We start from the raw sequence: 24,419 nt of genomic DNA, 5'->3' as shown, positions 1-24,419 counted from the left end.
CGGAACAGTATCTGGATACAGCGTTTTCACGTTTGCCAATATAGCGATTTTGAGATAGTTTAAACTACATCTTCTTCAGATACCATTTCTCCAACCACACAATCAGCTGGTACAATCCCATAGCAATCAGACAGAGTATCACAATCCCGAGAATTACCCAGTCCAGTTTCATGATCTGACTGCCATAAATGATCATATATCCCAAACCGCGACGGGAAGAGATAAATTCACCGATGACAACACCGACCAGACAAAGTCCGATATCCACTTTCATAATGGAAAACAGATTTGGAATGTTGGACGGAAATACGACTTTTGTTAAAACAGCTTGCCGGTTTCCGCCCAATGTCTCAATCAGTTTCATCTGATTGGGATCAACGGTTAAAAATCCCTGATAAAGACTTAAAATCGAACCAAAAATTGCTACAGACATTCCAGTGACGATGATGGTTTTATAATTGCCACCTAACCATACGATCAGCAGTGGTGCAAGGGCAGATTTTGGCAGACTGTTCAGCACAACCATATATGGTTCCGACACATCGGAGACCGATTTTTTTGCCCAGAGCAAAACTGCAATCAGAATGGTAAAAAGAATGACCAGTACAAAACTGATCATGGTTTCCAACAGTGTGATGCTGACATGCTGCCAGATGGTTCCTTCCATCAGCATTTGAATAAAACAGGTGACAAGACGTTTCGGGGAACTGAAAATAAAGTCATTGATCCAGGACAGATCTGCTGCCAGCTCCCAGAGAACGAGAAACAGTACAAAAATAAAAATGCGTAAAAAGTGTATTTTTCGTTTGTATTGCTGTTGTTGATACAGGAAGGTTTCCTGCGTGGTTTCAGGACGTTTCATGGTGCAGCTCCTTCCAGATAAGATTGAAATAGGTTTTAAAATCATCATGATCCCGGCGTTCCATCGGTGTCAGATCCGTAGGAAATGCGACAGATACGATCCTTTGGATGCGTCCGGGACGGGCAGTAAGGATGATGACGCGATCCGCCATACTGACAGCTTCTGCCAGATCATGTGTGACCAGAATGGCAGTCTTTTTCTCCTTGCGGATAATGGAACCAATATCGTTGCTGACTGACAGGCGTGTCTGATAATCCAGTGCGGAAAACGGTTCGTCTAAAAGCAGTAATTCCGGTTTTAATACAAGGGTGCGAACCAGAGCGGCGCGTTGCCGCATACCGCCGGAGAGCTGGCTTGGCTTCGACTGGGAGAATTTTTCCAGACCATATTGTTTCAGAAGCTGCTTTGCATAAGCACGGCTTTCTTCGGTCAGTTCATGGCGGATTTCCAGACCAAGCAGTACATTTTTCCAGATGCTGCGCCATTCCAGCAGATAATCCTGCTGCAGCATATATCCGATGTGGCGCCGGCTGTCCGCGGTCAGCGGCGTACCATTCAAAAGCAATGTGCCGGATTCTGGTGTGAGCATGCCTGCCAGCAGATTTAAAAGTGTGGATTTGCCACATCCGCTGGGACCGACGATGGCAACAAAATCACCGGAATTGACGGTAAACGTAATATCAGATAAAGCAGGGGTTTCCCCCTGCATCGTATGATATGCATAAGACAGATGTTGAATTTCAAACAACGAATGCATGAGAGTCCTCCTTATCAGTTTTAATGAGCCTATATCAGATGGGAGATGACTCCCACCTCTATAGGTGGTGAGAAACAAGCTAGTATCAGTGGTGGGAGCCAATCCCCCATCTGATATAGCCTCCGGCAGGATTACAGAGGTGCGCAGTTGAAGTATGTCATGCAATTGCATGACGCGCACCTCGCAACAAGAATGCCGGAGCATTCTTGAAATAATGCAAGTCAAATATGTGAGACTTTATGTGTGATTCTGATCAGTGCAAGTTAGTGAAAAATTCTCAGAATCATGGTATATTTTCGTAAAATGTTTCTTTCAGTCGAAGATTGAGATAAACTGGATATAGTATAGAGTATGTAAAAATAACGGTGGTTGCTATTGTAAAACCGCCGCGAATCGTATAAAATAAGTAAGTTATGAAGCAGAATTACCAAAAAGAACTGGAAAAGAAAATTCAAAAACTGCAGACAGAGCAAAAAGTACCAACGCTGTTATTACACGCCTGCTGTGCACCTTGCAGCAGTTATGTACTGGAGTATCTGGCAGAATATTTCCACATCACAGTATTTTTCTACAATCCGAATATTACGGAGGCAGCAGAATACCACAAACGTGTGGAAGAAGAAAAACGCTTGATTCGGGAACTTCCGGTGAAATATCCGGTGTCCTTTATTGAGGGTGCTTATGAACCGGAGCGGTTTGTGGCAGAAGTAAAAGGTCTGGAGCAGGTTCCAGAAGGCGGTGCACGTTGTGAAAAATGTTTTGCGCTGCGTCTGTCAGAGACTGCAAAGCTGGCACAGGAAAAGGCATTCGATTATTTTACCACGTCACTGACTATCAGTCCGTTGAAAAATGCAGCACTGCTCAATGAGGCGGGAGAAGCGGCGGCAGCGGAATACTGTCATGGAACGACTGTTTTTTTGAATTCTGACTTTAAGAAGAAAAACGGATATAAGCGATCCGTGGAATTGTCGGAAATCTATGGTCTGTACCGGCAGGATTACTGTGGCTGCGTGTATTCCAAACTGCAGCGGGAACAGGAAAAAAGAGCAAAAGCACAGGAAGAAGCTGAACATGCAGCGAAATAATATTTCACAAAATCTCAGTCTGAAATAATATTCTCATTGAGAACCTACGAGATGGAGAAATCCTGTGTGCAAGATAAGGAAAATGAAGGAGGAACAACGAGATGGCACAATTATGGGGAGGTCGTTTCACAAAGGAAACGGACAAACTGGTTTATAATTTTAACGCATCAATTTCGTTTGATCAGAAATTTTACAAACAGGATATTCAGGGCAGCATCGCACACGTCTGCATGCTTGGAAAACAGGGCATTCTGACCAAACAGGAGATGCAGGATATCGTAAAAACACTGGATGAGATCTGCAAAGATGTAGAATCCGGAAAACTGAAAATCACTGACGAATATGAGGATATTCACAGTTTTGTGGAGGCAAATCTGATCGACCGCCTGGGAGATACCGGTAAAAAATTACATACCGGACGAAGCAGAAATGATCAGGTTGCATTAGATATGCGTCTGTATACACGTCTGGAAGTACTCTACACAGATGAATTGGTACGAGATCTGTTGCAGGAACTGTTAAAAATCATGGAGGAGAATACCGAGACCATTATGCCGGGATTTACACATCTCCAGAAAGCACAGCCGGTTACTTTAGCACATCATGTTGGCGCATATTTTGAGATGTTCAAACGTGACAGAAGCCGTCTGCATGACATTTATGAGCGTATGAATTACTGCCCGTTAGGAGCAGGTGCACTGGCAGGAACGACTTATCCGTTAGACAGAGAATATACCGCATCCTTACTTGGTTTTGCAGGTCCGACCTTAAACAGCATGGATTCCGTATCTGACCGTGATTATGTCATTGAATTTTTATCCGCATTATCTACGATCATGATGCATCTGAGCCGTTTCTGCGAGGAAATCATCATCTGGAATTCTAACGAATATCAGTTCGTGGAAATCGATGACGCATACAGCACCGGAAGCAGCATCATGCCACAGAAGAAAAATCCGGATATCGCTGAGCTGGTACGTGGAAAAACAGGTCGTGTTTACGGCGCGTTGATGTCTATTCTGACAACGATGAAAGGCATTCCGCTGGCATATAACAAAGATATGCAGGAAGATAAAGAACTGACATTTGATGCGATTGATACAGTCAAAGGCTGTCTGGCTCTGTTCACCGGAATGATCGCAACCATGAAATTTAACAAAGAAGTGATGAGCAAGAGTGCCCGTCATGGATTTACCAATGCGACAGATGCCGCTGATTATCTGGTAAATCACGGAGTTCCGTTCCGTGATGCACATGGAATCGTAGGACGTATTGTACTGTATTGCATCGATAAAGGTATTGCCATTGATGACATGTCTCTGGAAGAGTTAAAAGCCATCAGTCCGGTATTTGAAGAGGATATTTACGATGCAATTTCCATGGATACCTGTGTCAACAAACGTCTGACCATTGGTGCGCCGAGCAAAGAGGCCATGACTCAGGTGATTGCGATTGAAAAAGAATATCTGGCACATGACTGGCTGGAAGATATCGAGATTTTACAGGAAACCAAGTAAAGAAATAAAAGAAAGACTTGCATTTTTCCGGAAATTGTTATAATATAGCACAAGAAAAAGACATCTGTTCGCGGTAAACGGACAAATGAGAAAAGATGTATATCTAAATACGATCGCAATGGAGGATGTAAAAATGAGTGAAAAATTAAAAGTCGGAATATTAGGCGGAACAGGAATGGTAGGTCAGAGATTTATCTCTCTGCTGGAGAACCATCCGTGGTTTGAGGTAACAACCATCGCAGCAAGCCCGCGTTCAGCTGGAAAGAGATATGAGGACGCCATTGGCGATCGTTGGAAAATGACAACTCCGATGCCGGAAGCGGTAAAAGACATCGTTGTAATGAACGTTAACGAAGTAGAGAAAGTTGCTTCTGAAGTAGATTTCGTATTCAGTGCAGTTGATATGTCAAAAGACGAGATCAGAGCTATCGAGGAAGCATATGCAAAAACTGAGACACCGGTTGTTTCAAACAACAGCGCACATCGTTGGACACCGGATGTACCGATGGTAGTTCCGGAGATCAACCCACAGCACATGGACGTTATCAAATATCAGAAAAAACGTCTTGGTACAAAGCGTGGATTTATCGCAGTAAAACCAAACTGCTCCATTCAGTCTTATGCACCGGTACTGACAGCTTGGAAAGAGTTCGAGCCGTATGAGGTTGTTGCAACAACTTATCAGGCAATTTCCGGAGCTGGTAAAACATTCAAAGACTGGCCGGAGATGGTAGAAAACATTATCCCATACATCGGTGGTGAGGAAGAAAAATCTGAGAAAGAGCCGCTGCGTCTCTGGGGTGAGATCGATGAGGAGAAAGGCGAGATTGTTCCTGCAACTTCACCGGTAATCACATGCCAGTGTATCCGTGTTCCGGTATTAAACGGACATACAGCAGCAGTTTTCGTAAAATTCCGTAAGAACCCGACAAAAGAGCAGCTCATCGAGAAATTAGAGCAGTTCAGCGGTGTTCCGCAGGAGTTAAATCTTCCGAGTGCACCAAAACAGTTTATCCGTTACATGCAGGAAGATGACCGTCCACAGGTTCAGCTTGATGTTGATTATGAAAACGGTATGGGTATCAACGTAGGTCGTCTGCGTGAGGACACTGTATATGATTGGAAGTTCGTAGGACTTTCCCACAATACGGTTCGTGGTGCTGCAGGTGGAGCGGTTCTCTGTGCAGAACTTCTGAAGGCACAGGGATATATTACAAAAAAATAATTATGTGCTGATAAAAAATACATAGTTAAGAAAAGGATGAGTTTTCCGCTGAAATTGGAAGGCTCATCTTTTTTGAAATTATACTTATAAAAGTCTGGATGGAAATAATATAATGACAAAACCATACAAGTTTATCTCAGTCGAGAAGATTCCCACTTCTGCAAGTGATGAGTAATAACAAATCTTTTTCAGTGGGAGTACAATCTCCGACTGAGATAAACGCTCCGCGAGGATGTGCAGTGATTCTGAGAAGAATATGTCAGCTTTCGCTGACCAGAATCACGCACCAAGTCTCACGAGCGTTCGACTTGAATAAGTTTTTTACAGAAAAAGCATAGAAAAAATAATGAATCTGTGAGAAAATATGTGGCAGATAAGCAAAAGAAATTTCAGGAGGCAAAAGAGATGAGAGAAAACCTTAACTGGGCGGTACTTGGTACCGGTGTGATTGCAAATGAAATGGCGCAGGCGCTGCAGAAAATGGGAAAATCTCTGTATGCAGTTGGAAACCGTACTCATCAGAAGGCGGTAGATTTTGCAGAAAAATATGGTGTGCAGAAAGTATATGATCAGATCGAGGATATGTTTGAGGATGAAAATGTCGATATTATTTACATTACCAGTCCACATAACACGCATTATGCCTTTATGAAAAAAGCATTACAGCATGGAAAGCATCTTTTAGTGGAAAAATCCATTACATTAAACAGCAGAGAACTGGATCAGATGATCGCACTGGCACAGGAAAAGAATTTAATTCTAGCTGAAGCCATGACCATCTGGCATATGCCGATTTATAAAAAATTGTGGAACATCGTAAAAGAAGGAGCACTTGGAAAAGTCCAGATCATAACAATGAATTTTGGCAGTTTTAAGGAATATGATATGAAGAACCGCTTTTTCAATCTGAATCTGGCGGGAGGAGCAATGCTTGATATTGGTGTCTATGCACTTTCGATTGTCCGTAGTTTTATGGATGAGACTCCAACCAATATATTAAGTCAGTGGAAACCATCTCCGACAGGTTCCGACGAGCAGGCAACTGTTTTGCTGCAGAATTCACAGGGACAGATGGCAACAGTAGCATTATCCATGCATTCAAAACAGCCAAAACGCGCCATGATCAGCTGCGAAAAAGGATATATAGAAATTATGGAATATCCGCGTGCTGATAAAGCAGTTATCGTGGACGCCGAAACCGGGGAACGGACAGAAATTACAGAAGGTGAGACTGGCAATGCACTGTATTATGAAATGCTGGATATGGAGCAGGCAGTGCGCAGCGGTAATGCAAATGGAATGCATCTGGAATATACCAAAGATGTCATGGACATTATGACAAAACTTCGGAGAGACTGGGGCATGAAATATCCGGAAGAGAACTGGGATTAGATTTTTAATGAAAAAGGAGATAACATAAATATGAAAATCGTAGTATTAAACGGAAGTCCGCGTAAAGGTGGAAATACAGAAATTATGACGCAGGCATTTACAAAAGGTGCTGAGAAAAAAGGGCATGAAGTAGTCAACTTACCTGTTGGTACCATGAAAATCCGTGGATGTATGGCTTGCGAGTACTGTTTCTCTCATAATGGAGAATGTGCACAGAAAGACGATATGACACAGGTGTACGAAAAATTGAAAGATGCGGATATGGTTGTATTTGCATCTCCGATTTACTGGTTCGATATCACTGCACAGTTAAAAGCAGTCATCGACCGTTTGTATGTGGGGGCAACGGCAGGATTTCATTTTCATAAAACAGCGTTGTTGTTAGATGCCGGTGCAGATCATGTATTTGATGCGGCAATCGAACAGTATCGTGCAACGGCTGCTTATGTGAAGTGGGAGGACTGCGGAATCATTACTGTCCCAAACATGGAAAGCAAAGGCAGCATGAGTGCCTGTCCGAAGCTGGCAGAGGTAGAAGCATTGGGAGAGTCTTTGTAATGCAGAAATACAGACATATTGTGCAGTATTATGAAACAGATAAAATGGGGATTACACATCATTCAAATTATATCCGTTGGATGGAAGAAGCCAGAATTGATTTTCTCAGACAGATTGGATGGGACTATGCAAAACTGGAGTCAATAGGCATTATATCTCCGGTTACAGCAGTAAACTGCAAATATAAAAAGAGCACAACCTTTGGAGATGTCATTGATATTGACGTCATAGTAGAAGAATTCAAAGAAGTAAAATTAAAATTGCAATATACTATGACAAATGAACAGGGAGAAATTGTATGTCAGGGATATTCAGAACATGCATTTATCAATCCGGAAGGCAAGTTGATTCGGTTAAAAAGAGAATATCCGAACTTTTATCATGCATTGAGTGAACTGGCAGAGTAAGAAATGGAGGGATGAATCGATGAAAGCACATAAATGGTGGAGCATTGCGGCATTATTTTGTATGATCATGGCAATTTATTCAGGTCATAAAATAATTCATAAGGCAAAGTAAATTTATCAAAATGAATAATTTAGAGATATGCTATCTTAAGAGGAGAAGGATATGGCATTAAATTTACATGATGAAAAGAACAAATGGTTGGACTGGGCGATTGAAATCCAAAGTCTGGCGCAAGCGGGGCTGACCTATGGACATGACGTATATGATATGGAGCGTTATGAACGTTTACGGGAAATTTCAGCAGAAATGTTATCTTACAAAACAGATATTCCAGTAGAAAAAATAAAAGACTTATTCTGTAATGAAACTGGCTATCAGACACCTAAGGTTGATACCAGAGCAGCAATTTTCGAGGATGGAAAAATCTTATTAGTGCATGAAAAAAACGGAACCTGGTCGTTACCGGGCGGCTGGTGTGATGTTAACCAATCGGTAGCGGAAAATACGATCAAAGAGACATTAGAAGAAGCTGGTTTACATGTAAAAGCAGACCGTATGATCGCTGTTCAGGATCGAAATAAACATAATTTGCCGATATATGTTTATGGTGTGGTCAAGATTTTTATCCAGTGTTCTGTAATTGACGGGGCTTTTGTTTCAAATATTGAAACGACAGAGACAAAATATTTTGCAAAAGACGAAATACCGGAAAATCTGGCAAATGAAAAAACAACCAAAGAACAGATACTAATGTGTTTTGATGCGTATGAAGCGAAACACTGGAAAGTTTTGTTTGACTAAAAAGTAATTTATGATAACTTGGAGGAATGACATGAAATGCAAAAGAACGGTTCTGCCATTACTTGGAACTGCATTTGAACCTGGCAGACTGGCAGACACGCTAAATGAATTTGAGGATGAAGAACTGGCAGAAATTGCACAGGCAGAAGCCTATTTTTTTTCAGCACAGGCAGAAGCCTGTGTGAAAATTGTAGAAAAATATCTGAACAGTGAGGATGTGATCCTTCGTATGTCAGCGGATATGCTTTATACATTTGCAAATCTGACGCTGGGTGATGCGATGGCAGCGCAGATGGCGCGGGAAGATGTACATATCTGCCTGAAAAAAGCATTCGAGGACGAAATCGATCTGGAGACACAGGCATCTTGTTTGTTTGCATTATATGTCATTAGTGTGCTGATTCATATTCCACCGGAAAAAGAAATGCCGTTGTTAAGCGATTATTTGCGTTATCTTCCAGAAGGTCAGCGTCTGTTTGCTATGAATCTGTTGGCGCATGGTGCCTATCTGAATCAGGAATATGCAAAAGGACAGGGCATGGCACAAACTGCAATGATGATGGCAGAAAAAATGTATCCGATTCCATTTATTTATCTGAATTGTGTCAATGCCATGTGTCAGATCAATCAGAAAGATCAGGAAGGAGCCAGAGAGTCTGTGATTCGAGCATGGGAGATTGCAAGACAGGATAAACTTCTGGAGCCGTTCATTGAGCATCATGGATTGCTGCAAGGAGTTTTAGAAGTCTGGGTAAAACAGCGGGAACCGTATGTATATAAAAAAATGATGGATGGAGTCATTGCTTTTAGCCGTGGATGGATGAAAATTCACAATCCGGAGATGCAAAAAGCAGTGACGGATCTGTTGACTCCGGTGGAGTTTTCTATCGCGATGCTTGCTTGCCGTGACTGGACAAATCAGGAGATTGCAGAACATATGGGACTTTCAGTCAATACGGTAAAACATTACGTTTCTACGATTCTGGAAAAATTACAGATTGATAAGCGTGACAAGATCAAGGAATTTGTAAATCAGTAATGAAAAGTCAAAGAATAAAGTGTCAATTTTCAGAAAACAGAAGATAATAATTTATGCCTGTTTCAATGTTTGCTGAAATAGGCACTTTTTTGTGCCAAAACGGGCATGTAAAAACAACGAATAGTTTGATAAAATATAACCAACGAGATGGCTGCTCAGTAAAATACCTAAAACAGTAATAATTTTTTACATATAATGATATATACCTTGCGAACAGATACAGATGAGCAGTCATCAGAAATACTTTATATGAACGCAGAATAAGCATTCCCCCGATTGAAGTGTGTAGAGCACTAAGTGGTGGGTAAGCGGGATGCTTATGTCAGTGGGAGTTAAAAGCTCCCACTGACAGGTCACAAAGCGACTGCGTTCCTGAGCAAGTAGTGAAAGCGGATTGCAAATGTCCGCTTTACTTATAAGAAACATAGTCTTTTGCTAAATGGCAGAAGGCTTTTTTTCGTTTCCAAATCATATCAGGTTTATTACTGAATTATAGCAGAAACAAAATAGTTAAAACAAGATGATATGTTGCGGAGCAATTTTTAAAAAAAGAAAAGCAAGTTTTTGGATGAAAAATAAATAGGAAGTATGGAACTAAAATGATATAATAGACACAGAAACAAAGTAAAAAACAAATTACTCAGTTTACAAATCTTGATGAAAATAAATATGAGAAAAGGAATTTTGAATGGAAAAATACAGTATTAACGGAGTATCTTTACTCAAAAATGAAAAAGCAATTTTTCCAATGATGGGGGAGTTTCATTTTTCCAGATGCCCGGAACCGGAATGGGAAGAAGAAATCAGGAAAATGAGAGCCTGTGGCATGGATATCATAGCAACCTATGTTTTCTGGATTCATCATGAGGAAGAAGAAGGTGTCTTTGATTTTACAGGACAGCGCAATCTGCATTATTTTTTGAAATTGTGCGAGAAATGGCAGATGCATGTGTGGCTTCGTATTGGACCGTGGGCGCATGGAGAAGCACGGAATGGCGGTTTCCCGGACTGGCTGCTGAAAAAAGGATATAAATTGCGCAGCGATGATCCGGATTACCTGGCTTTGGTGGAACGTTTCTGGAAGAAAATTTATAAAGAAGTGGAAGGAACACATTGTATCCTTGGTATTCAGATTGAAAATGAATATGGTCATGTGGGTGGTTTACGAGGTGCTGCCGGGGAGCAACATATGCGTACGCTAACAAAACTGGCAAAAACGATTGGTTTTGAAGCACCTTATTGGACAGCGACCGGATGGGGCGGTGCGGTACTTGGTGATCTGACACCAGTTATGGGCGGTTATTGTGATGCCCCATGGGATGCTTCTTTAAAACAGCTTCCGCCAAACAAAAATTATCTGTTTTCAACGGTGCGAAATGATGGAAATATTGGCAGTGATTATGCACCGGGCATGGAATTGTCATTTGATAAAGATGCGTATCCGTATCTGACAGCAGAACTTGGTGGCGGTGTGCAGGTGACACATCATCGCAGGCCACGGGTGACAGCAGAAGATATCGGAGCGATGTCAGTATGCAAACTTGGAAGCGGTTGTAACCTGTTGGGCTATTATATGTATCACGGCGGGATAAATCCGAAAGGAAAACTCAGTAGCTTACAAGAATCGACGGCGGTGGGTTCCTTTTGCGATGTCCCTGAACTTTCCTATGATTTTCAGGCACCGATCCGGGAATATGGTCAGATTTCAGAGACAGCAAAAGAATTGAAACTTCTTTCCATGTTTGCACATGATTATGGGGAGACATTTTGCAATATGCAGCCACAGTTTGCGGGGGATGACTGTGAGAGTACTTCAGTTCATACCGGAGATTTTCAGGATGCAGAAGATTTATCTGAATTTCGCATGATTACGCGCAGAAGCGGTGATCGTGGCTATCTGTTTGTAAACAATTATCAGCGTGGTTATGAGATGGCAGAGCATAAAGATGTGATGTTGCGTGTTCAGACAGCAGATGGAGAAATAAGTTTCCCAAAACAGGATATTAAAAATGGAGCTTACTTCTTTTATCCGTTTAATTTTCTGCTGTCAGATGACGTGACATTACGTTGGATTAATCAGACACCATTATGCAATATTAACCGGAAACTATGGTTTTTCTATGGAAATGAAAAAATGCAGTATGAGGCAGATGAAAAACTGTCTGGCCAAGTGCTTATCAGTATGGATCGAATCTGGGCAAAATATGCATGGCGCATGAAAAAATATCCAAATATATTGTTTTTCAGTGCGTTACCTATTTTGGAAACAGAAAATGGGATAGAGGTAATTTGTCGCAGTGATCGTGCACAGAAAAACTGCTGGATAATCATGGATACGACTGTGGAAGATGCTAAAACGTGGATTGACAATGGGTGGAAAAAATCAGATATCATTCCGGATTTCTTACATGTGGAAGGTGATGCATCCACAATTTGCGTGCTGAGTCATGATCTGACGGCAGCAGACAATCAGATTGTCGCGTCATTTACACATACAGATGTAAATAACTGCATTATACGGAAAGAAAAAAATGTTTTTCACAGAGCAGAAAAAACAGATTTTTCCGAGGCAGAAGCATGTGCGATTGACGATACTGGCAAAGATTATCAGGAATATGTGATTCGAATTTCCTATGACAAAGCATATGATGCAGTAAAAGAAAATATCTTCCTTCAGATTGATTTCCAGGCAGATCAGGCAGAACTTTATCTGAATGGCGAGAAAATTGCGGATCAGTATTTCATTGGTGATGCCTGGGAAGTCAGTCTGAAACGATTTGATTTTCCAACGGAATTGATACTACGGTTGTATCCACTGGAGGAAGATGATAAGATATATCTGGAAACGCAGCCGGATTATGTAAATGGAAGATGTTGCAGTTTAAAGGATATCCGTTGCGTGTATGAGTATAAAGAAAAGTTGTAATAGTTGAAGGAGAAATGTTGTATGGAACAGCAAAATAATAAAGAACACCTGCATATTTTATGGACAAATGCAGATGTGACTACAGCAAAATTGATGGTGATGATGTATGCCAGAAATGCTATGAAAAATGGATGGTGGAAAGAGGTAACGGTCATTGTATGGGGTGCTACCGTAAAATTACTGGCAGAAAATGAAGAATTACAGGAAGAATTAAAACGTGCAGAATCCTTTGGCGTGAAATTCACCGGATGCATCGCCTGTGCGGAAGAATTAAATCTGGTAGATAAAATGAAAGAAATTGGTCTGGATCTGTACAAATGGGGACCACCATTGACGGAATTGATTAAATCAGGAGCACCGCTTCTTACGATCTGACAATACCTGGCGATATGTCTGCTATTTTGTTATAAAGTATATAGCGTGAGCGGATTGTGGATATCTGCCTGCTTTTTAGAGAATGTCCTCTGCCTGAATTGCGATAAGCAATGAGCAGGGGACGTTTGTCTGTAAATCTGCCCCTTGGAAAACATCAGCATTTTTGTTATAATGCAACTACTGGATTTTTGAAAGACGGGTGAAATAGATGGAAGAATATTTAAAAGATATATCAGATGGAAAGTTATATAGCAGCAACGATATGGTAAAAGTAGGCTGTCATGACTGCAATGGCTGTTCCGCTTGTTGTTGTGATATGGGTGAATCGATTTTGCTGGATCCGATGGATGTCTGGCGTCTGGAACGGAACCTTGGACAGAGTTTTGAACAACTGCTTGCAGGTGCGATCGATCTGCATGTGGAAGATGGTCTGATCCTTCCGAATCTGAAAATGGCATCATCCGCGACAGGACCAAAATGTTCTTTTTTAAATGAAGAAGGCAGATGCAGTATCCATGCATTTAGACCGGGGATTTGCCGTCTGTTTCCTCTGGGGCGAAATTATGATGGGGAAAATCTGAGCTATTTTCTGCTGACAGATGCCTGTCCGGCAAAAAATAAATCAAAGATGAAAGTAAGTAAGTGGCTTGAAATGGATGGAATGAAGGATTATGAGCGATTTTTAGTAAAATGGCATGCGCTCACCAAATCTCTTCGTCAGACCATGCAAAATTGTGATGAAGAGGAAGCAAAACGGAAAAATATGCTGTTTCTTCAAATGTTTTATTTTACTCCTGTACAGCAGGAGAATTTTTATGATGGTTTCTACGAACGGCATGAACAGTTTGAACGCAGATAAGCATTCCCCCGCTTCAAGTGCGCGGAGCACTAAGTGGCGGGTGAGGGGGATGCTTATGTCAGTGGGAGTTGAAAGCTCTCACTGACAGATCGCGAAGCGACTGCGTTCATGAGCAAGTAGCGAAGCGGATTGCGAATGTCCGCTTTATCTCAGTCGAGAAGACTCCCACTTCTGCAAGTGGTGAGTAATAACAAGCCTTTCTCAGTGGGAGTACAATCTCCGACTGAGATAAACGCTCCGCGAGGATGTGCAGTGATTCTGAGAAGAATATGTCAGCTTTCGCTGACCAGAATCACGCACCAAGTCTCACGTGCGTTCGACTTGAATCGTAAAAACAAGCGTTAATAAGGAGTTTGAATGGGAAAATCTTTATACATAGCAGAAAAACCAAGTGTGGCCCGTGAATTTGCCAGGGCACTGAAGGAAGATATGCGTACCTTCGATGGCTATCAGGAATCAGAAAATGCAGTCATTACCTGGTGTGTAGGACATCTGGTAACTATGAGTTATCCGGAAGCCTATGATATGAAATTCAAAAAATGGAGTCTGTCGACCTTACCGTTTATTCCGGAAACATTTAAATATGAAGTGATTCCAGGGGTGAGTAAGCAGTTTAAAATTGTATCGAACTTGTTGAACCGTTCGGATGTAGATACCATTTACGTCTGTACTGACTCCGGGCGGGAAGGAGAGTACATCTACCGTCTGGTGGAACAGATGGCAGGAGTGAAAGGCAAAGACCGCCGTCGAGTATGGATTGATTCTCAGACGGAAGAAGAAATTTTACGCGGGATCCATGAAGCAAAAGATTTGTCAGAATATGATAATTTATCGGAATCTGCATATCTGCGAGCCAAAGAGGATTATCTGATGGGAATCAATTTTTCAAGATTGCTGACATTAAAATATGGCAATACATTGGCTGGTTTTCTAAATCAGAAATATACGGTCATTTCCGTCGGACGTGTTATGACCTGTGTGCTCGGCATGGTAGTGCGACGTGAACGGGAAATCCGTGAGTTTGTAAAAACGCCGTTTTATCGTGTATTAAACAGTATGGAATTTGAAGGCCTGACCATTGAAGGCGAATGGCGCGCAGTTCCCGGATCAAAATATTTTGGGACACCGAAACTTTATAAGGAAAACGGTTTTCGGGAAAAGAAAGATGCACAGGAATTGATCAACTGGATGAAAAGCCTGGAACCACAGGAAGCAGCAGTCATGTCCGTGGAGCGCAAACAGGAAAAGAAAAATCCACCTTTACTGTACAATCTGGCAGAACTTCAGAATGATTGTTCAAAACTGTTTAAGATCAGTCCGGATGAGACTTTACGCGTAGTGCAGGAACTGTATGAGAAAAAGATGGTAACCTATCCGCGTACCGATGCCCGTGTACTTTCCAGTGCTGTGGCAAAGGAGATTTCAAAGAATATTTCCGGATTAAAAGGGATCAATATGGTGCGTCCGTTTGCAGAAGAAATTCTTGAAAAAGAAAGCTACAAACAGATTGCGAAGACACGTTATGTCAACGATAAAATGATCACAGACCATTATGCAATTATTCCGACTGGTCAGGGACTTGGAGCTATGCGAGGTTTAAATCCGGTTTCACTGAAAGTATATGAGACGATTGTACGTCGTTTCCTGGCAATTTTTTACGAACCGGCTATTTATAAAAAAGTGAGTCTGACAATGGGGATGGAGACAGAGCGTTTTTTTGCTTCCTTTAAGGTGTTAGCTGATCCTGGGTATCTGAAGGTGATGGAATATTCCTTCCGAAAGAAAAAGACAGAAGATACAACCAGTCAAAATGATGCAGATTCCAATGAAAAGAGCGGAGATGCACATTTACTGGAGCAGATCGCAAAAATCAAAAAAGGTATGACACTTCCTGTAAATGGTTATGCCATCAAGGAGGGAGAGACTTCTCCGCCAAAACGTTACAATTCCGGTTCCATGATCCTTGCAATGGAAAATGCCGGACAGTTGATTGAAGATGAGGAGTTACGCGCTCAGATTAAAGGTTCCGGTATCGGCACAAGTGCGACCCGTGCGGAGATTTTGAAGAAATTGGTGAACAACAAATACCTCAGTCTGAATAAAAAGACACAGATCATTACACCGACCTTACAGGGAGAGCTGATTTATGATACCGTATCGGCATCTATCAAGTCATTGCTGAATCCCGAACTGACGGCAAGCTGGGAAAAAGGCCTGAATTATGTGGCGGAAGGTACGATCACCCCAGAGGAATATATGACAAAACTGACACACTTTATTCAGAGTCGTACAAGTGGTGTACTGGGACTTCGAAACCAGTATATCATAAAGGATTCCTTTGAACGGGTGGCGCCATTCTATAAAAAATCGCGCTAAGAATGTTTTGTGAGTAAAAAGATCATTACAGGTGTAGGTGTATCACGATTATCCACAACTGATATATGATCAACTTGGATTTATAATAAAGGCAAAGATCGATTCATAAAAAAATAGACAGTGTAGAGGTGTAGTGATCCTGAGATGAATATGTCAGTTTACGCTGACCAGAATCACGCACCAAGTCTCACGTGCGTTCGACTTTAAATAGTAAAAGAGAACTCTGACTTATGTGACAGATATGTTGCACAGATCAGGGTTCTATTTGTATTGGCAGGGTTGCAAAAAGCTATTTTTACCAACACGGATAATTCAGGAAAAAAGGACTGGAAAAAGAATGGAAAACGTGGCACAATAAGAGTGATGAAAAATATAGTATGAAAGGAATACGAATATAAAATGGAACAGTGTAAGATCACAAATATGTATGATTTAAATGAAACAATTGCAAAAGAATATATGGAGACAGCAGAGTACCCGTGGGAGCTTTTAGACGGACTTTCCGATTATATCAAAAAACTGGGTGCGACTCTGGATCCGGAGAAATATGAGAAACGTGGCGAAGATGTATGGGTTGCAAAAAATGCAAACGTTGCACCGACTGCATTTCTTGGAAGTCCGCTGATCATTGATGAGGAAGCAGAAGTTCGCCACTGTGCATTTATCCGCGGTTCAGCGATCGTTGGAAAAGGTGCAGTTGTAGGAAATTCTACCGAATTAAAGAACGTGATTCTGTTTAACAAAGTACAGGTTCCGCATTACAATTATGTAGGCGATTCCATCCTTGGATACAAAGCACATATGGGTGCTGGTTCCATCACTTCAAACGTAAAATCCGACAAAACATTAGTTGTCGTACGTGATGGCAAAGAAGAAATCGCTACCGGCAGAAAGAAATTCGGTGCGATGCTTGGCAATAACGTCGAAGTAGGATGCAATTCCGTGTTAAACCCGGGGACTGTGATTTGTCCGGAGAGCAATGTATATCCGTTATCCGCAGTTCGTGGCGTTGTACCGGCACATTCTATTTACAAAAACCGCAATGAAATCGTAGAAAAACAGTAATTAGCCACAACTCATTTGTGCTATTTTCGATACATGAGAAATTTTGTAAAAAAAATGTCAGAAAGTACTTTACGAATGAAGAAAAATGTGTCAAAATACATTAGGATGTTAAAAAAATAACAAAGTAATCCTGTGCATAAAACCACAGTTGAAATACGATAGAAAATAAATCATGTTTTCTACGAAAAGCAATAGAGGATAGGTATAAGGTATGGGATCTCTTTCAAAAAACATTCATACATAGAAAGGAGTTTTACAATGATTTATTCCAAAGAAGTAGAATTGATGTGCCCGGTTGCAAAAGGCGCAAAACATGAACCTGCTCCAATCCCGGAAGAGGGAAAATGGGTTCACTCCAAAAAAATTGAAGATATTTCCGGTTTTACACACGGCGTAGGCTGGTGTGCTCCACAGCAGGGTGCATGTAAGCTGACTCTGAATGTAAAAGACGGTATCATCGAGGAGGCTTTGATCGAGACAATCGGATGTTCCGGTATGACTCATTCCGCAGCGATGGCAGCAGAGATTTTACAGGGAAAAACAATTTTAGAGGCATTAAATACAGACCTTGTCTGTGATGCGATCAATACAGCAATGAGAGAGCTGTTCTTACAGATTGTATATGGTAGAACTCAGAGTGCTTTTTCTGATGATGGTCTGGCAATCGGTGCCGGTCTTGAGGATCTTGGTAAAGGACTTCGTTCTCAGGTTGGTACAATGTACGCAACAAAAGAAAAAGGTGTTCGTTATCTGGAAATGGCAGAAGGCTATGTAACAGGCATTGCTCTGGATGAGGATAATGAGGTAATCGGATATCAGTTCGTAAGCCTTGGCAAAATGACTGACTTTATCAAAAATGGTGATGATCCGAATACTGCATGGGAAAAAGCAAAAGGTCAGTACGGCCGTGTAGCTGATGCAGCAAAAATCATCGATCCGAGAAAGGAGTAATGGACAATGGCTTTATTTGAATCATATGAAAGAAGAATTGACCAGATCAATTCTGTTTTAAATAGTTATGGAATTGCTTCTATCGAAGAAGCAGAGAAAATTACAAAAGATGCTGGTCTGGATGTGTACGATCAGGTAAAGAAAATCCAGCCGATCTGTTTTGAAAATGCATGCTGGGCTTATACAGTAGGTGCAGCAATCGCAATCAAAAAAGGATGCCGCAAAGCTTCTGAGGCAGCTGCAGCAATCGGAGAAGGTCTTCAGGCTTTCTGTATCCCGGGTTCTGTAGCAGATCATCGTAAAGTAGGTCTTGGACATGGTAACCTTGGTAAAATGCTTCTGGAAGAGGAGACAGAGTGCTTCTGCTTCTTAGCTGGTCATGAGTCCTTCGCAGCAGCAGAAGGTGCCATTGGTATCGCTGAGAAAGCAAACAAAGTACGTCAGAAACCGTTACGTGTTATTCTCAACGGTCTTGGAAAAGATGCAGCTCAGATTATTTCCCGTATCAACGGCTTTACATTTGTAGAGACAAAATATGACTACAAAGAAGCAAAACTGAACATTGTATATGAGAAAGCATACTCCAAAGGACTTCGTGCTTCTGTAAAATGTTACGGTGCTGATGATGTTCAGGAAGGTGTTGCAATCATGCATCATGAGAACGTTGGTGTATCTATCACAGGTAACTCCACCAACCCGACACGTTTCCAGCATCCGGTAGCAGGTACATACAAAAAAGAGTGTATCGAGCAGGGTAAAAAATACTTCTCAGTAGCATCCGGCGGTGGTACAGGACGTACACTTCACCCGGACAACATGGGTGCAGGTCCTGCTTCTTATGGTATGACAGATACAATGGGACGTATGCATTCTGATGCACAGTTTGCAGGTTCTTCTTCCGTACCGGCGCACGTAGAGATGATGGGTCTTATCGGAATGGGTAATAACCCAATGGTTGGTGCTACAGTAGCAGTTGCCGTTTCTGTTGAGGAAGCAGCAAAAGCTGGTAAATTCTAAGAAAAAACCTTGATTTTATAAGGCTTTGAGGACTTTTGGATATTTTTCCAAGAGTCCTTTTTTTAATAAAAATATTCGGGTGTGGACTTATATCACACCCTTAAGTCCACGCCAAGTCCACATTAAAATGAAATGTGGACTTGATAATCGTACTTGAACACGTGGACTTATTGTGATATCATATTTTTTACAGGCAAAAAACAAACACATGTTCTATAAAAGGGAGCAATACAATGAAGGATGTTTTAATTAAGACGAGGACATTAGCTAGTGGGAAAATTGTATATGAATACAGATTTGAAATTGCTTCTGTAGATGGTAAAAGGAAGTGGAAAACAAAATCTGGATTTAAAACCAAGACAGAAGCAAAAAAAGCCGGAAAATTAGCACAACAAGAATATGAATATGTTGGAAGAGTAGTTGATATAGCCGATTTATCATATTCAGACTTTCTTAATCAATGGCTTGATATGGATTGTAAATTAACATGTAAACCATCTACGATACAAGGCTACCAAAAGAAGATTCGTTTATATATAAAACCAGCTTTAGGGGAATATTATCTTAAATCTATTACAAAAAATAATTTACAGGATTTTATTACTAAAATGTATGATGACGGATTTTCCAGAAATACGATTTCTTCTATTAAAGGAATATTGACAAAATCTTTTAATTTTGCTGTAGATAGAAATTATATCATATTTTCTCCAGCGGCAAATTTAACTATTCCAACAAAGAAGACACCAAAAAAGCAAACTAGAGTAAAGAAACATATTTATATTACGCAAGATATGATAGAAAAAATTTTTGAACGTTTCCCCGAGGGTACATCTGCTTATATCCCAATTATGATTGGATATCATACAGGATTACGTCTTGGAGAAATTTTCGCACTTGTATGGGAAGATATAGACTTTGAAAATAAAACTTTATCTGTCAATCGACAGGTACAATGGATGCCAGTACCACGATCTAAAATTGATAAAAAAAGAACAAATGGAACTTCTGAGTCAGATGGATATTGGTATTTTTCATCGCCAAAATATGATTCATTTAGAACAATAGAGATAGATGATCTTCTTCTTGCTGCTCTACAAAAGGAAAAAAATGAGCAACTTAAAGCGAGAGGGTATTATGATGAATATTATTATAGATACTATGCTGAACATAAAATGGGTTTTTCAAAAAAAGATAATAATATTTTGGAAAATAAAATTACAAACAATAAAACTAAGTATCCTGTTGATTTTATTTGCAGGCGTGAAAATGGATCTTATACATCGCCACGTACTATGCAACATACATCAAACGTTATTCATAAACAATTGCATATCGAAAAATATGATACACATAGTTTGAGGCATACTCATGGTACAATGTTGCTTGAAAACGGAGCAGAATATGTATATATTCAAAGACGTTTAGGACATAAAGATTTAAAAACAACGATGGAAATATATACTAATCATCTAACAGATACCATACGGAAAGAAGGAACTATTACACTCAATAATATTTATAAATCGTAAAAAATAGGGTATACAAAATATCTTAAATAGGATCTTATATACCCTTCATTGCAGAACCTAAGAGACGTCCACACTATATCGCAAAGTGGGCAGATGATAAAATCAAAAAAATAAATAGGAAATCACTGCCTGCAATGGCTCTTTTGGCTGTTATATCAGTATTGACTATATATTCTGGCGTATTCCATATCTCCTTTTTATGGAATACATACGTCCGATTCAAGTATACTCGCATTTATTGACAAACAATGGTTATCCGGTCAAGTGCCATATTGAGATATTTTCGATCACACAGATTCCATGACTTTTTTATTGATATGCTTGGATTTATTCTGTCAAGTAAGGAACTTAATGGAATCATATATATTCAGATGTTCTTTTTGTTTGTTTCTGAATGTCTGATGTATAAGCTATCAAGTGAACATAAAATGGGAATGGGTATGTCCAGTTTGTGGATCAAAGCATGACAGAGATATTAATGTTGCAAAGAATATATTGGCAGAAGGATTAAGGCAATAGCATAAGAAAAATAAAAATTAGGGCAGAGACTGTCCGAATTAACGCCTGTGGAAATAGTAGGTTACGAGGTCTATGAAGCAGGCATTGGCTTTAGACGATGGGTAACGTTTTTTAGTCTCACACGTAAGCGCACATTCAAAAATTGGTATAAAATAAGTTAATTGGTGTAAGAAATGGCCTTAATACAGTAAAATATGTGGTGCCAGTTGGCATCTTTTTTTCTTGAAACGATATTTTAAAAATGATATTTGTAATAAAAGTAGTTAGCGGAGTTGGCATAGATAATGTGCTGGCTTATTTAGTACCATAAAAGTGTAGTTGTTAGAGAGTAATTAACTCTAACATCTGCACTTATTTTATTATAATAAAGGGAGTAATTGGTCTGACGAGGGCTTATTTGGGTCATTGCATCCGTCAAAAAAACCGTTAACCAACCCCTTATTATAAGCATTCGATTAAGCAGGTAGGGATTCGCTCCCGCGTAACCAACTAAACTGGATGGTAATAAGTGTGGCTGGAACAATTACAAAAAACAGTATAGGAGGTTCAAAATGATAAGCGTAGGAATTGATATATCGAAGGAGAAAAGTACCATCTGCATACTTAAACCATATGGCGAAATAGTGTGCCGACCTTTTGAAATGCAACATGTAGAAAAGGATTTGGAAGAATTTCATGGTTTGCTTCAAAAATTGGATGGAGAGATACGAATTGTGATGGAGGCTACTGGAATTTACCATTTGCCTGTCCTAACATTCCTTCATGACAAAGGATATTTCGTATCTGTTGTTAATCCATATGCAATGAAAAAATATGCGAAGGACAACAATATCAGAGGGGCAAAAACTGATAAACTAGATTCCATGATGATTGCAAACTATGGAATCGAGAAATGGTTCAAATTACAAAAATATGAGGGCGATGAAGAAACCTATGCGGAACTTAAGCTTCTAGGTCGCAGATACCGATACTATATGGAGCTTCATGTAAAAGCCTTGCAGGAATTGACGCATCTCTTGGATTATGTGATGCCAGGTATCAAGAAGATATTTAACAGTTGGAATGAAACGAATGGAAAGGATAAACTTAGCGATTTTGTGGAAAGATTCTGGCACTTTGATCTAATTACATCTATGAGCCTTGAAGAGTTCACAGAGAAATATATTGCCTGGGCAAAAGAAAAGAAATACCACCGAAGCAGATCCAAGGCTGAGTCAGTCTATGAATTAGCTTCAAGTGGCATTCCTACACTGTCATCCGGTACTCCATCGACCAAAATGTTAGTACAGGAAGCAGTCTCAACATTGAGAACTGTGGATAGCTCTCTGTCTCTTATTTTAACACGAATGCAGGTGCTTGCGAAGTCCCTTCCTGAATATTCAACGGTTAGAGAAATGGGTGGAGTGGGAGATGTTCTTGCAGTAAAATTGATTGCAGAGATTGGTGATGTGAGAAGACTGCACAACGCAAAGGCTCTCATAGCATGGGCTGGAATAGACCCGCCACCATATGAATCGGGACAGTTTATCGGATCAAAACGTAAGATAACAAAGCGAGGATTTTCAACGCTTAGGAAGGTCGGATATGAAGTGATGCGAGTTTTAAAGAGTCATCCTGCGCCTAAAGACGATGCTGTCTATAACTACATCTTAAAAAAGGAAAGAGAGGGTAAAAGTAAAAAGCATGCAAAGATTGCCGGTTTGAATAAATTTCTGCGGATTTATTATGCAAGGGTAATGGAAGTTTACCAATAAAGAAAAATCTTATGTGATTATATAGGCTGGAAACAACGCCAGTCTTTTTGTTGTACACAGAAATATTTTAATGAAATAATTTTTAAAACCTGCCACAAAGTACTTGACTTTTGTTAGCAGGTTTTTTTGCCATAATTTACATATTTTTCTATATGGCAAAAATTTAAAGTTGTATGTAATGTTTTATGAACCGAACAATTGCAAAACATAATTCGCTTTTTGTAATTATACTTTAGAAAAATTCTAAGGAGATTCAGCTATGAATAAAAAAGAAGTATTGGAGATAAAAAAGCTTTTTACAAAAGAACGATTTTGCATTCATAAAATATGCGGGTGTTATGTTAATAGTGAAAAAGAAAAAGTGTTCATGTCGGAAAATGCCTTTTTATCACTTCCAGAAGAAGAGATACATAAGTACCTTGATATATTCCGAAAAAGTTTGTCTGGAAGTATTGGGAAAAATCTTATTAATTTAGAGTTCCCGTCTGAACAGGAGAAGAATGGTGGGGTTCAGCAACAGTTGCTCTATTTAAGAGATTCAGAATTGAAAAATCAAGAAGCAATAGCAGCATTTTATGACCGAATCATCGAACTTTATGATGAGCCGGATCATTATTATATCAATCTTATCTATGGCAGTTATGACGTTCCTGGTAAATCGTCAGATGGACTGACCTCCGATGAACCGGGTGAGGATGTGTATAATTACATTTTGTGTTGTATTTGCAATATGCATTTATCAAAGCCGGGATTGTGTTATGCCGTAAAAGAAGAGTGTATTAAGGACAGATTTCGTGATCGAATCATGAACGTACCGGAAGTGGCTTTTTTGTTTCCGGCCTTTAATGACCGCTGCGCGGATATTCATAACATATTGTACTATTCAAAAAATGCAAAAATATTAGATCCTAATATGATACATGGTCTGCTGAAATGTAAAATTCCAAACACAGCGCAGGAACAGCAGAAATCCTTAAATAGTGTCATACATGAAGTGTTTTCTGATCATTGCGATTTTGAAACTGTATGTAGCATATCTGATTGTCTGACTGATCTGGAAGCAGATTATGAAGCGAAAGGTGAGATACCATCCGTTGATAAGCAGGAGTTGGAAAAGATTTTTGAAAAATGTGGAGCAAACTCTGAACAGTTGCAGAATTTTTCAGAAATATATGCTGATGGGTTTGGAGAGCAGGATGAGGTGATGATCTCTAACGTGACAAATCCAAAAACATTGGATATAAAAACCGCAGACATTTCCATTAAGGTAAATAAAAATCGGACTGATCTGACAGAAATGGGAGAATATAATGGACGAAAATGTATGGTGGTATATCTTGATGGCAGAGTGACAGTAAATGGTGTCGATATTTCATTGAAAGAAAATGAGTGATTTTAAGA

Annotated in this window: 21 protein-coding genes and 1 pseudogene; 20 read left to right on the top strand and 2 right to left on the bottom strand. The window is 40.1% G+C overall.

Features of this window, described 5'->3' with window-relative positions; translation table 11 throughout:
• Window positions 1-64 precede the first annotated feature (64 nt).
• Both DXB15_RS04035 and DXB15_RS17840 read right to left on the bottom strand, forming a co-directional pair.
• Entirely contained in the window at window positions 65-862 is a 798-nt protein-coding gene (locus DXB15_RS04035; protein WP_109216990.1) for an ABC transporter permease, read from the bottom strand.
• 252 nt (window positions 863-1,114) lie between these two features.
• Window positions 1,115-1,571, bottom strand: a pseudogene (locus DXB15_RS17840) (ATP-binding cassette domain-containing protein); the annotation flags it as partial.
• A gap of 461 nt (window positions 1,572-2,032) precedes the next feature.
• On the opposite strand from DXB15_RS17840, the gene DXB15_RS04025 reads away from it, so the two are divergent.
• From DXB15_RS04025 to DXB15_RS03935, 20 genes are all read left to right on the top strand, one after another.
• Window positions 2,033-2,704, top strand: coding sequence for an epoxyqueuosine reductase QueH (locus DXB15_RS04025; protein WP_109216968.1), 672 nt, complete (start codon window positions 2,033-2,035; stop codon window positions 2,702-2,704).
• Window positions 2,705-2,805: 101 nt separating this feature from the next.
• Window positions 2,806-4,221 (top strand): argininosuccinate lyase, encoded by a 1,416-nt coding sequence (gene argH, locus DXB15_RS04020; protein WP_109216969.1) that lies wholly within the window; start codon window positions 2,806-2,808, stop codon window positions 4,219-4,221.
• 133 nt (window positions 4,222-4,354) lie between these two features.
• Window positions 4,355-5,446: an aspartate-semialdehyde dehydrogenase gene (asd, locus tag DXB15_RS04015; protein WP_118702134.1), complete on the top strand. Its 1,092-nt coding sequence runs from the start codon at window positions 4,355-4,357 to the stop codon at window positions 5,444-5,446.
• 405 nt (window positions 5,447-5,851) lie between these two features.
• A complete protein-coding gene (locus tag DXB15_RS04010) occupies window positions 5,852-6,838 on the top strand; it encodes a Gfo/Idh/MocA family protein (RefSeq protein ID WP_118702133.1) in 987 nt (328 codons plus the stop codon).
• Between the two features lie 30 nt (window positions 6,839-6,868).
• Window positions 6,869-7,396, top strand: a complete 528-nt coding sequence (locus DXB15_RS04005) for a flavodoxin family protein (protein WP_109215323.1) — start codon at window positions 6,869-6,871, stop codon at window positions 7,394-7,396.
• Window positions 7,396-7,803: an acyl-CoA thioesterase gene (locus DXB15_RS04000; protein ID WP_118702132.1), complete on the top strand. Its 408-nt coding sequence runs from the start codon at window positions 7,396-7,398 to the stop codon at window positions 7,801-7,803. Before DXB15_RS04005 ends, DXB15_RS04000 begins: the two co-directional genes overlap by 1 nt.
• Window positions 7,804-7,822: 19 nt before the next feature.
• Complete coding sequence (locus DXB15_RS17200) at window positions 7,823-7,915, top strand: DUF6219 family protein (protein WP_022036558.1); 93 nt, start codon at window positions 7,823-7,825, stop codon at window positions 7,913-7,915.
• 51 nt (window positions 7,916-7,966) lie between these two features.
• The gene (locus tag DXB15_RS03995) at window positions 7,967-8,605 is read left to right on the top strand and encodes an NUDIX hydrolase N-terminal domain-containing protein (RefSeq protein ID WP_109215321.1); all 639 of its coding nucleotides are present in this window, start codon (window positions 7,967-7,969) and stop codon (window positions 8,603-8,605) included.
• A 31-nt stretch (window positions 8,606-8,636) separates the two neighbouring features.
• Window positions 8,637-9,644, top strand: a complete 1,008-nt coding sequence (locus DXB15_RS03990) for a response regulator transcription factor (RefSeq protein ID WP_118702131.1) — start codon at window positions 8,637-8,639, stop codon at window positions 9,642-9,644.
• Between the two features lie 688 nt (window positions 9,645-10,332).
• On the top strand, window positions 10,333-12,570 hold the full coding sequence (locus DXB15_RS03985) for a beta-galactosidase (RefSeq protein ID WP_118702130.1): 2,238 nt from the start codon (window positions 10,333-10,335) through the stop codon (window positions 12,568-12,570).
• Window positions 12,571-12,591: 21 nt separating this feature from the next.
• A complete protein-coding gene (locus DXB15_RS03980; RefSeq protein WP_109215318.1) occupies window positions 12,592-12,945 on the top strand; it encodes a DsrE family protein in 354 nt (117 codons plus the stop codon).
• Between the two features lie 208 nt (window positions 12,946-13,153).
• Complete coding sequence (locus DXB15_RS03975; protein ID WP_118702129.1) at window positions 13,154-13,804, top strand: YkgJ family cysteine cluster protein; 651 nt, start codon at window positions 13,154-13,156, stop codon at window positions 13,802-13,804.
• Window positions 13,805-14,161: 357 nt separating this feature from the next.
• On the top strand, window positions 14,162-16,180 hold the full coding sequence (locus tag DXB15_RS03970; protein WP_118702128.1) for a DNA topoisomerase: 2,019 nt from the start codon (window positions 14,162-14,164) through the stop codon (window positions 16,178-16,180).
• Between the two features lie 399 nt (window positions 16,181-16,579).
• A complete protein-coding gene (locus DXB15_RS03965) occupies window positions 16,580-17,245 on the top strand; it encodes a UDP-N-acetylglucosamine pyrophosphorylase (RefSeq protein WP_109215316.1) in 666 nt (221 codons plus the stop codon).
• A 258-nt stretch (window positions 17,246-17,503) separates the two neighbouring features.
• On the top strand, window positions 17,504-18,196 hold the full coding sequence (locus DXB15_RS03960; protein ID WP_109215315.1) for an iron-sulfur cluster assembly scaffold protein: 693 nt from the start codon (window positions 17,504-17,506) through the stop codon (window positions 18,194-18,196).
• A gap of 6 nt (window positions 18,197-18,202) precedes the next feature.
• Entirely contained in the window at window positions 18,203-19,213 is a 1,011-nt protein-coding gene (locus DXB15_RS03955; RefSeq protein WP_109215314.1) for a GGGtGRT protein, read from the top strand.
• A gap of 233 nt (window positions 19,214-19,446) precedes the next feature.
• Window positions 19,447-20,745, top strand: a complete 1,299-nt coding sequence (locus tag DXB15_RS03950; protein WP_118702127.1) for a site-specific integrase — start codon at window positions 19,447-19,449, stop codon at window positions 20,743-20,745.
• A gap of 417 nt (window positions 20,746-21,162) precedes the next feature.
• The gene (locus DXB15_RS17670) at window positions 21,163-21,264 is read left to right on the top strand and encodes a zinc ribbon domain-containing protein (protein ID WP_431733519.1); all 102 of its coding nucleotides are present in this window, start codon (window positions 21,163-21,165) and stop codon (window positions 21,262-21,264) included.
• Between the two features lie 551 nt (window positions 21,265-21,815).
• Window positions 21,816-23,018 carry an IS110 family transposase gene (locus DXB15_RS03940; protein WP_118702126.1) on the top strand — a complete coding sequence of 401 codons (1,203 nt, stop codon included), beginning with the start codon at window positions 21,816-21,818 and terminating at the stop codon, window positions 23,016-23,018.
• A 259-nt stretch (window positions 23,019-23,277) separates the two neighbouring features.
• Complete coding sequence (locus DXB15_RS03935; protein ID WP_118702125.1) at window positions 23,278-24,411, top strand: DUF4317 domain-containing protein; 1,134 nt, start codon at window positions 23,278-23,280, stop codon at window positions 24,409-24,411.
• The last annotated feature ends 8 nt before the right edge of the window (window positions 24,412-24,419 follow it).

Source organism: Roseburia sp. OM02-15, from assembly GCF_003481835.1.
In the GTDB taxonomy this organism is placed as follows: Bacteria; Bacillota; Clostridia; order Lachnospirales; family Lachnospiraceae; genus Eubacterium_I; species Eubacterium_I ramulus_A.
Note: the sequence above shows the minus strand (reverse complement) of the source record. Positions and strands in the feature narration are given on the sequence as shown.

Coding starts and splice junctions, on each gene's coding strand:
- DXB15_RS04035 (WP_109216990.1), bottom strand. CDS start 862: ATGAAACGTCCTGAAACCACGCAGGAAACCTTCCTGTATCAACAACAG.
- DXB15_RS04025 (WP_109216968.1), top strand. CDS start 2,033: ATGAAGCAGAATTACCAAAAAGAACTGGAAAAGAAAATTCAAAAACTG.
- argH (WP_109216969.1), top strand. CDS start 2,806: ATGGCACAATTATGGGGAGGTCGTTTCACAAAGGAAACGGACAAACTG.
- asd (WP_118702134.1), top strand. CDS start 4,355: ATGAGTGAAAAATTAAAAGTCGGAATATTAGGCGGAACAGGAATGGTA.
- DXB15_RS04010 (WP_118702133.1), top strand. CDS start 5,852: ATGAGAGAAAACCTTAACTGGGCGGTACTTGGTACCGGTGTGATTGCA.
- DXB15_RS04005 (WP_109215323.1), top strand. CDS start 6,869: ATGAAAATCGTAGTATTAAACGGAAGTCCGCGTAAAGGTGGAAATACA.
- DXB15_RS04000 (WP_118702132.1), top strand. CDS start 7,396: ATGCAGAAATACAGACATATTGTGCAGTATTATGAAACAGATAAAATG.
- DXB15_RS17200 (WP_022036558.1), top strand. CDS start 7,823: ATGAAAGCACATAAATGGTGGAGCATTGCGGCATTATTTTGTATGATC.
- DXB15_RS03995 (WP_109215321.1), top strand. CDS start 7,967: ATGGCATTAAATTTACATGATGAAAAGAACAAATGGTTGGACTGGGCG.
- DXB15_RS03990 (WP_118702131.1), top strand. CDS start 8,637: ATGAAATGCAAAAGAACGGTTCTGCCATTACTTGGAACTGCATTTGAA.
- DXB15_RS03985 (WP_118702130.1), top strand. CDS start 10,333: ATGGAAAAATACAGTATTAACGGAGTATCTTTACTCAAAAATGAAAAA.
- DXB15_RS03980 (WP_109215318.1), top strand. CDS start 12,592: ATGGAACAGCAAAATAATAAAGAACACCTGCATATTTTATGGACAAAT.
- DXB15_RS03975 (WP_118702129.1), top strand. CDS start 13,154: ATGGAAGAATATTTAAAAGATATATCAGATGGAAAGTTATATAGCAGC.
- DXB15_RS03970 (WP_118702128.1), top strand. CDS start 14,162: ATGGGAAAATCTTTATACATAGCAGAAAAACCAAGTGTGGCCCGTGAA.
- DXB15_RS03965 (WP_109215316.1), top strand. CDS start 16,580: ATGGAACAGTGTAAGATCACAAATATGTATGATTTAAATGAAACAATT.
- DXB15_RS03960 (WP_109215315.1), top strand. CDS start 17,504: ATGATTTATTCCAAAGAAGTAGAATTGATGTGCCCGGTTGCAAAAGGC.
- DXB15_RS03955 (WP_109215314.1), top strand. CDS start 18,203: ATGGCTTTATTTGAATCATATGAAAGAAGAATTGACCAGATCAATTCT.
- DXB15_RS03950 (WP_118702127.1), top strand. CDS start 19,447: ATGAAGGATGTTTTAATTAAGACGAGGACATTAGCTAGTGGGAAAATT.
- DXB15_RS03940 (WP_118702126.1), top strand. CDS start 21,816: ATGATAAGCGTAGGAATTGATATATCGAAGGAGAAAAGTACCATCTGC.
- DXB15_RS03935 (WP_118702125.1), top strand. CDS start 23,278: ATGAATAAAAAAGAAGTATTGGAGATAAAAAAGCTTTTTACAAAAGAA.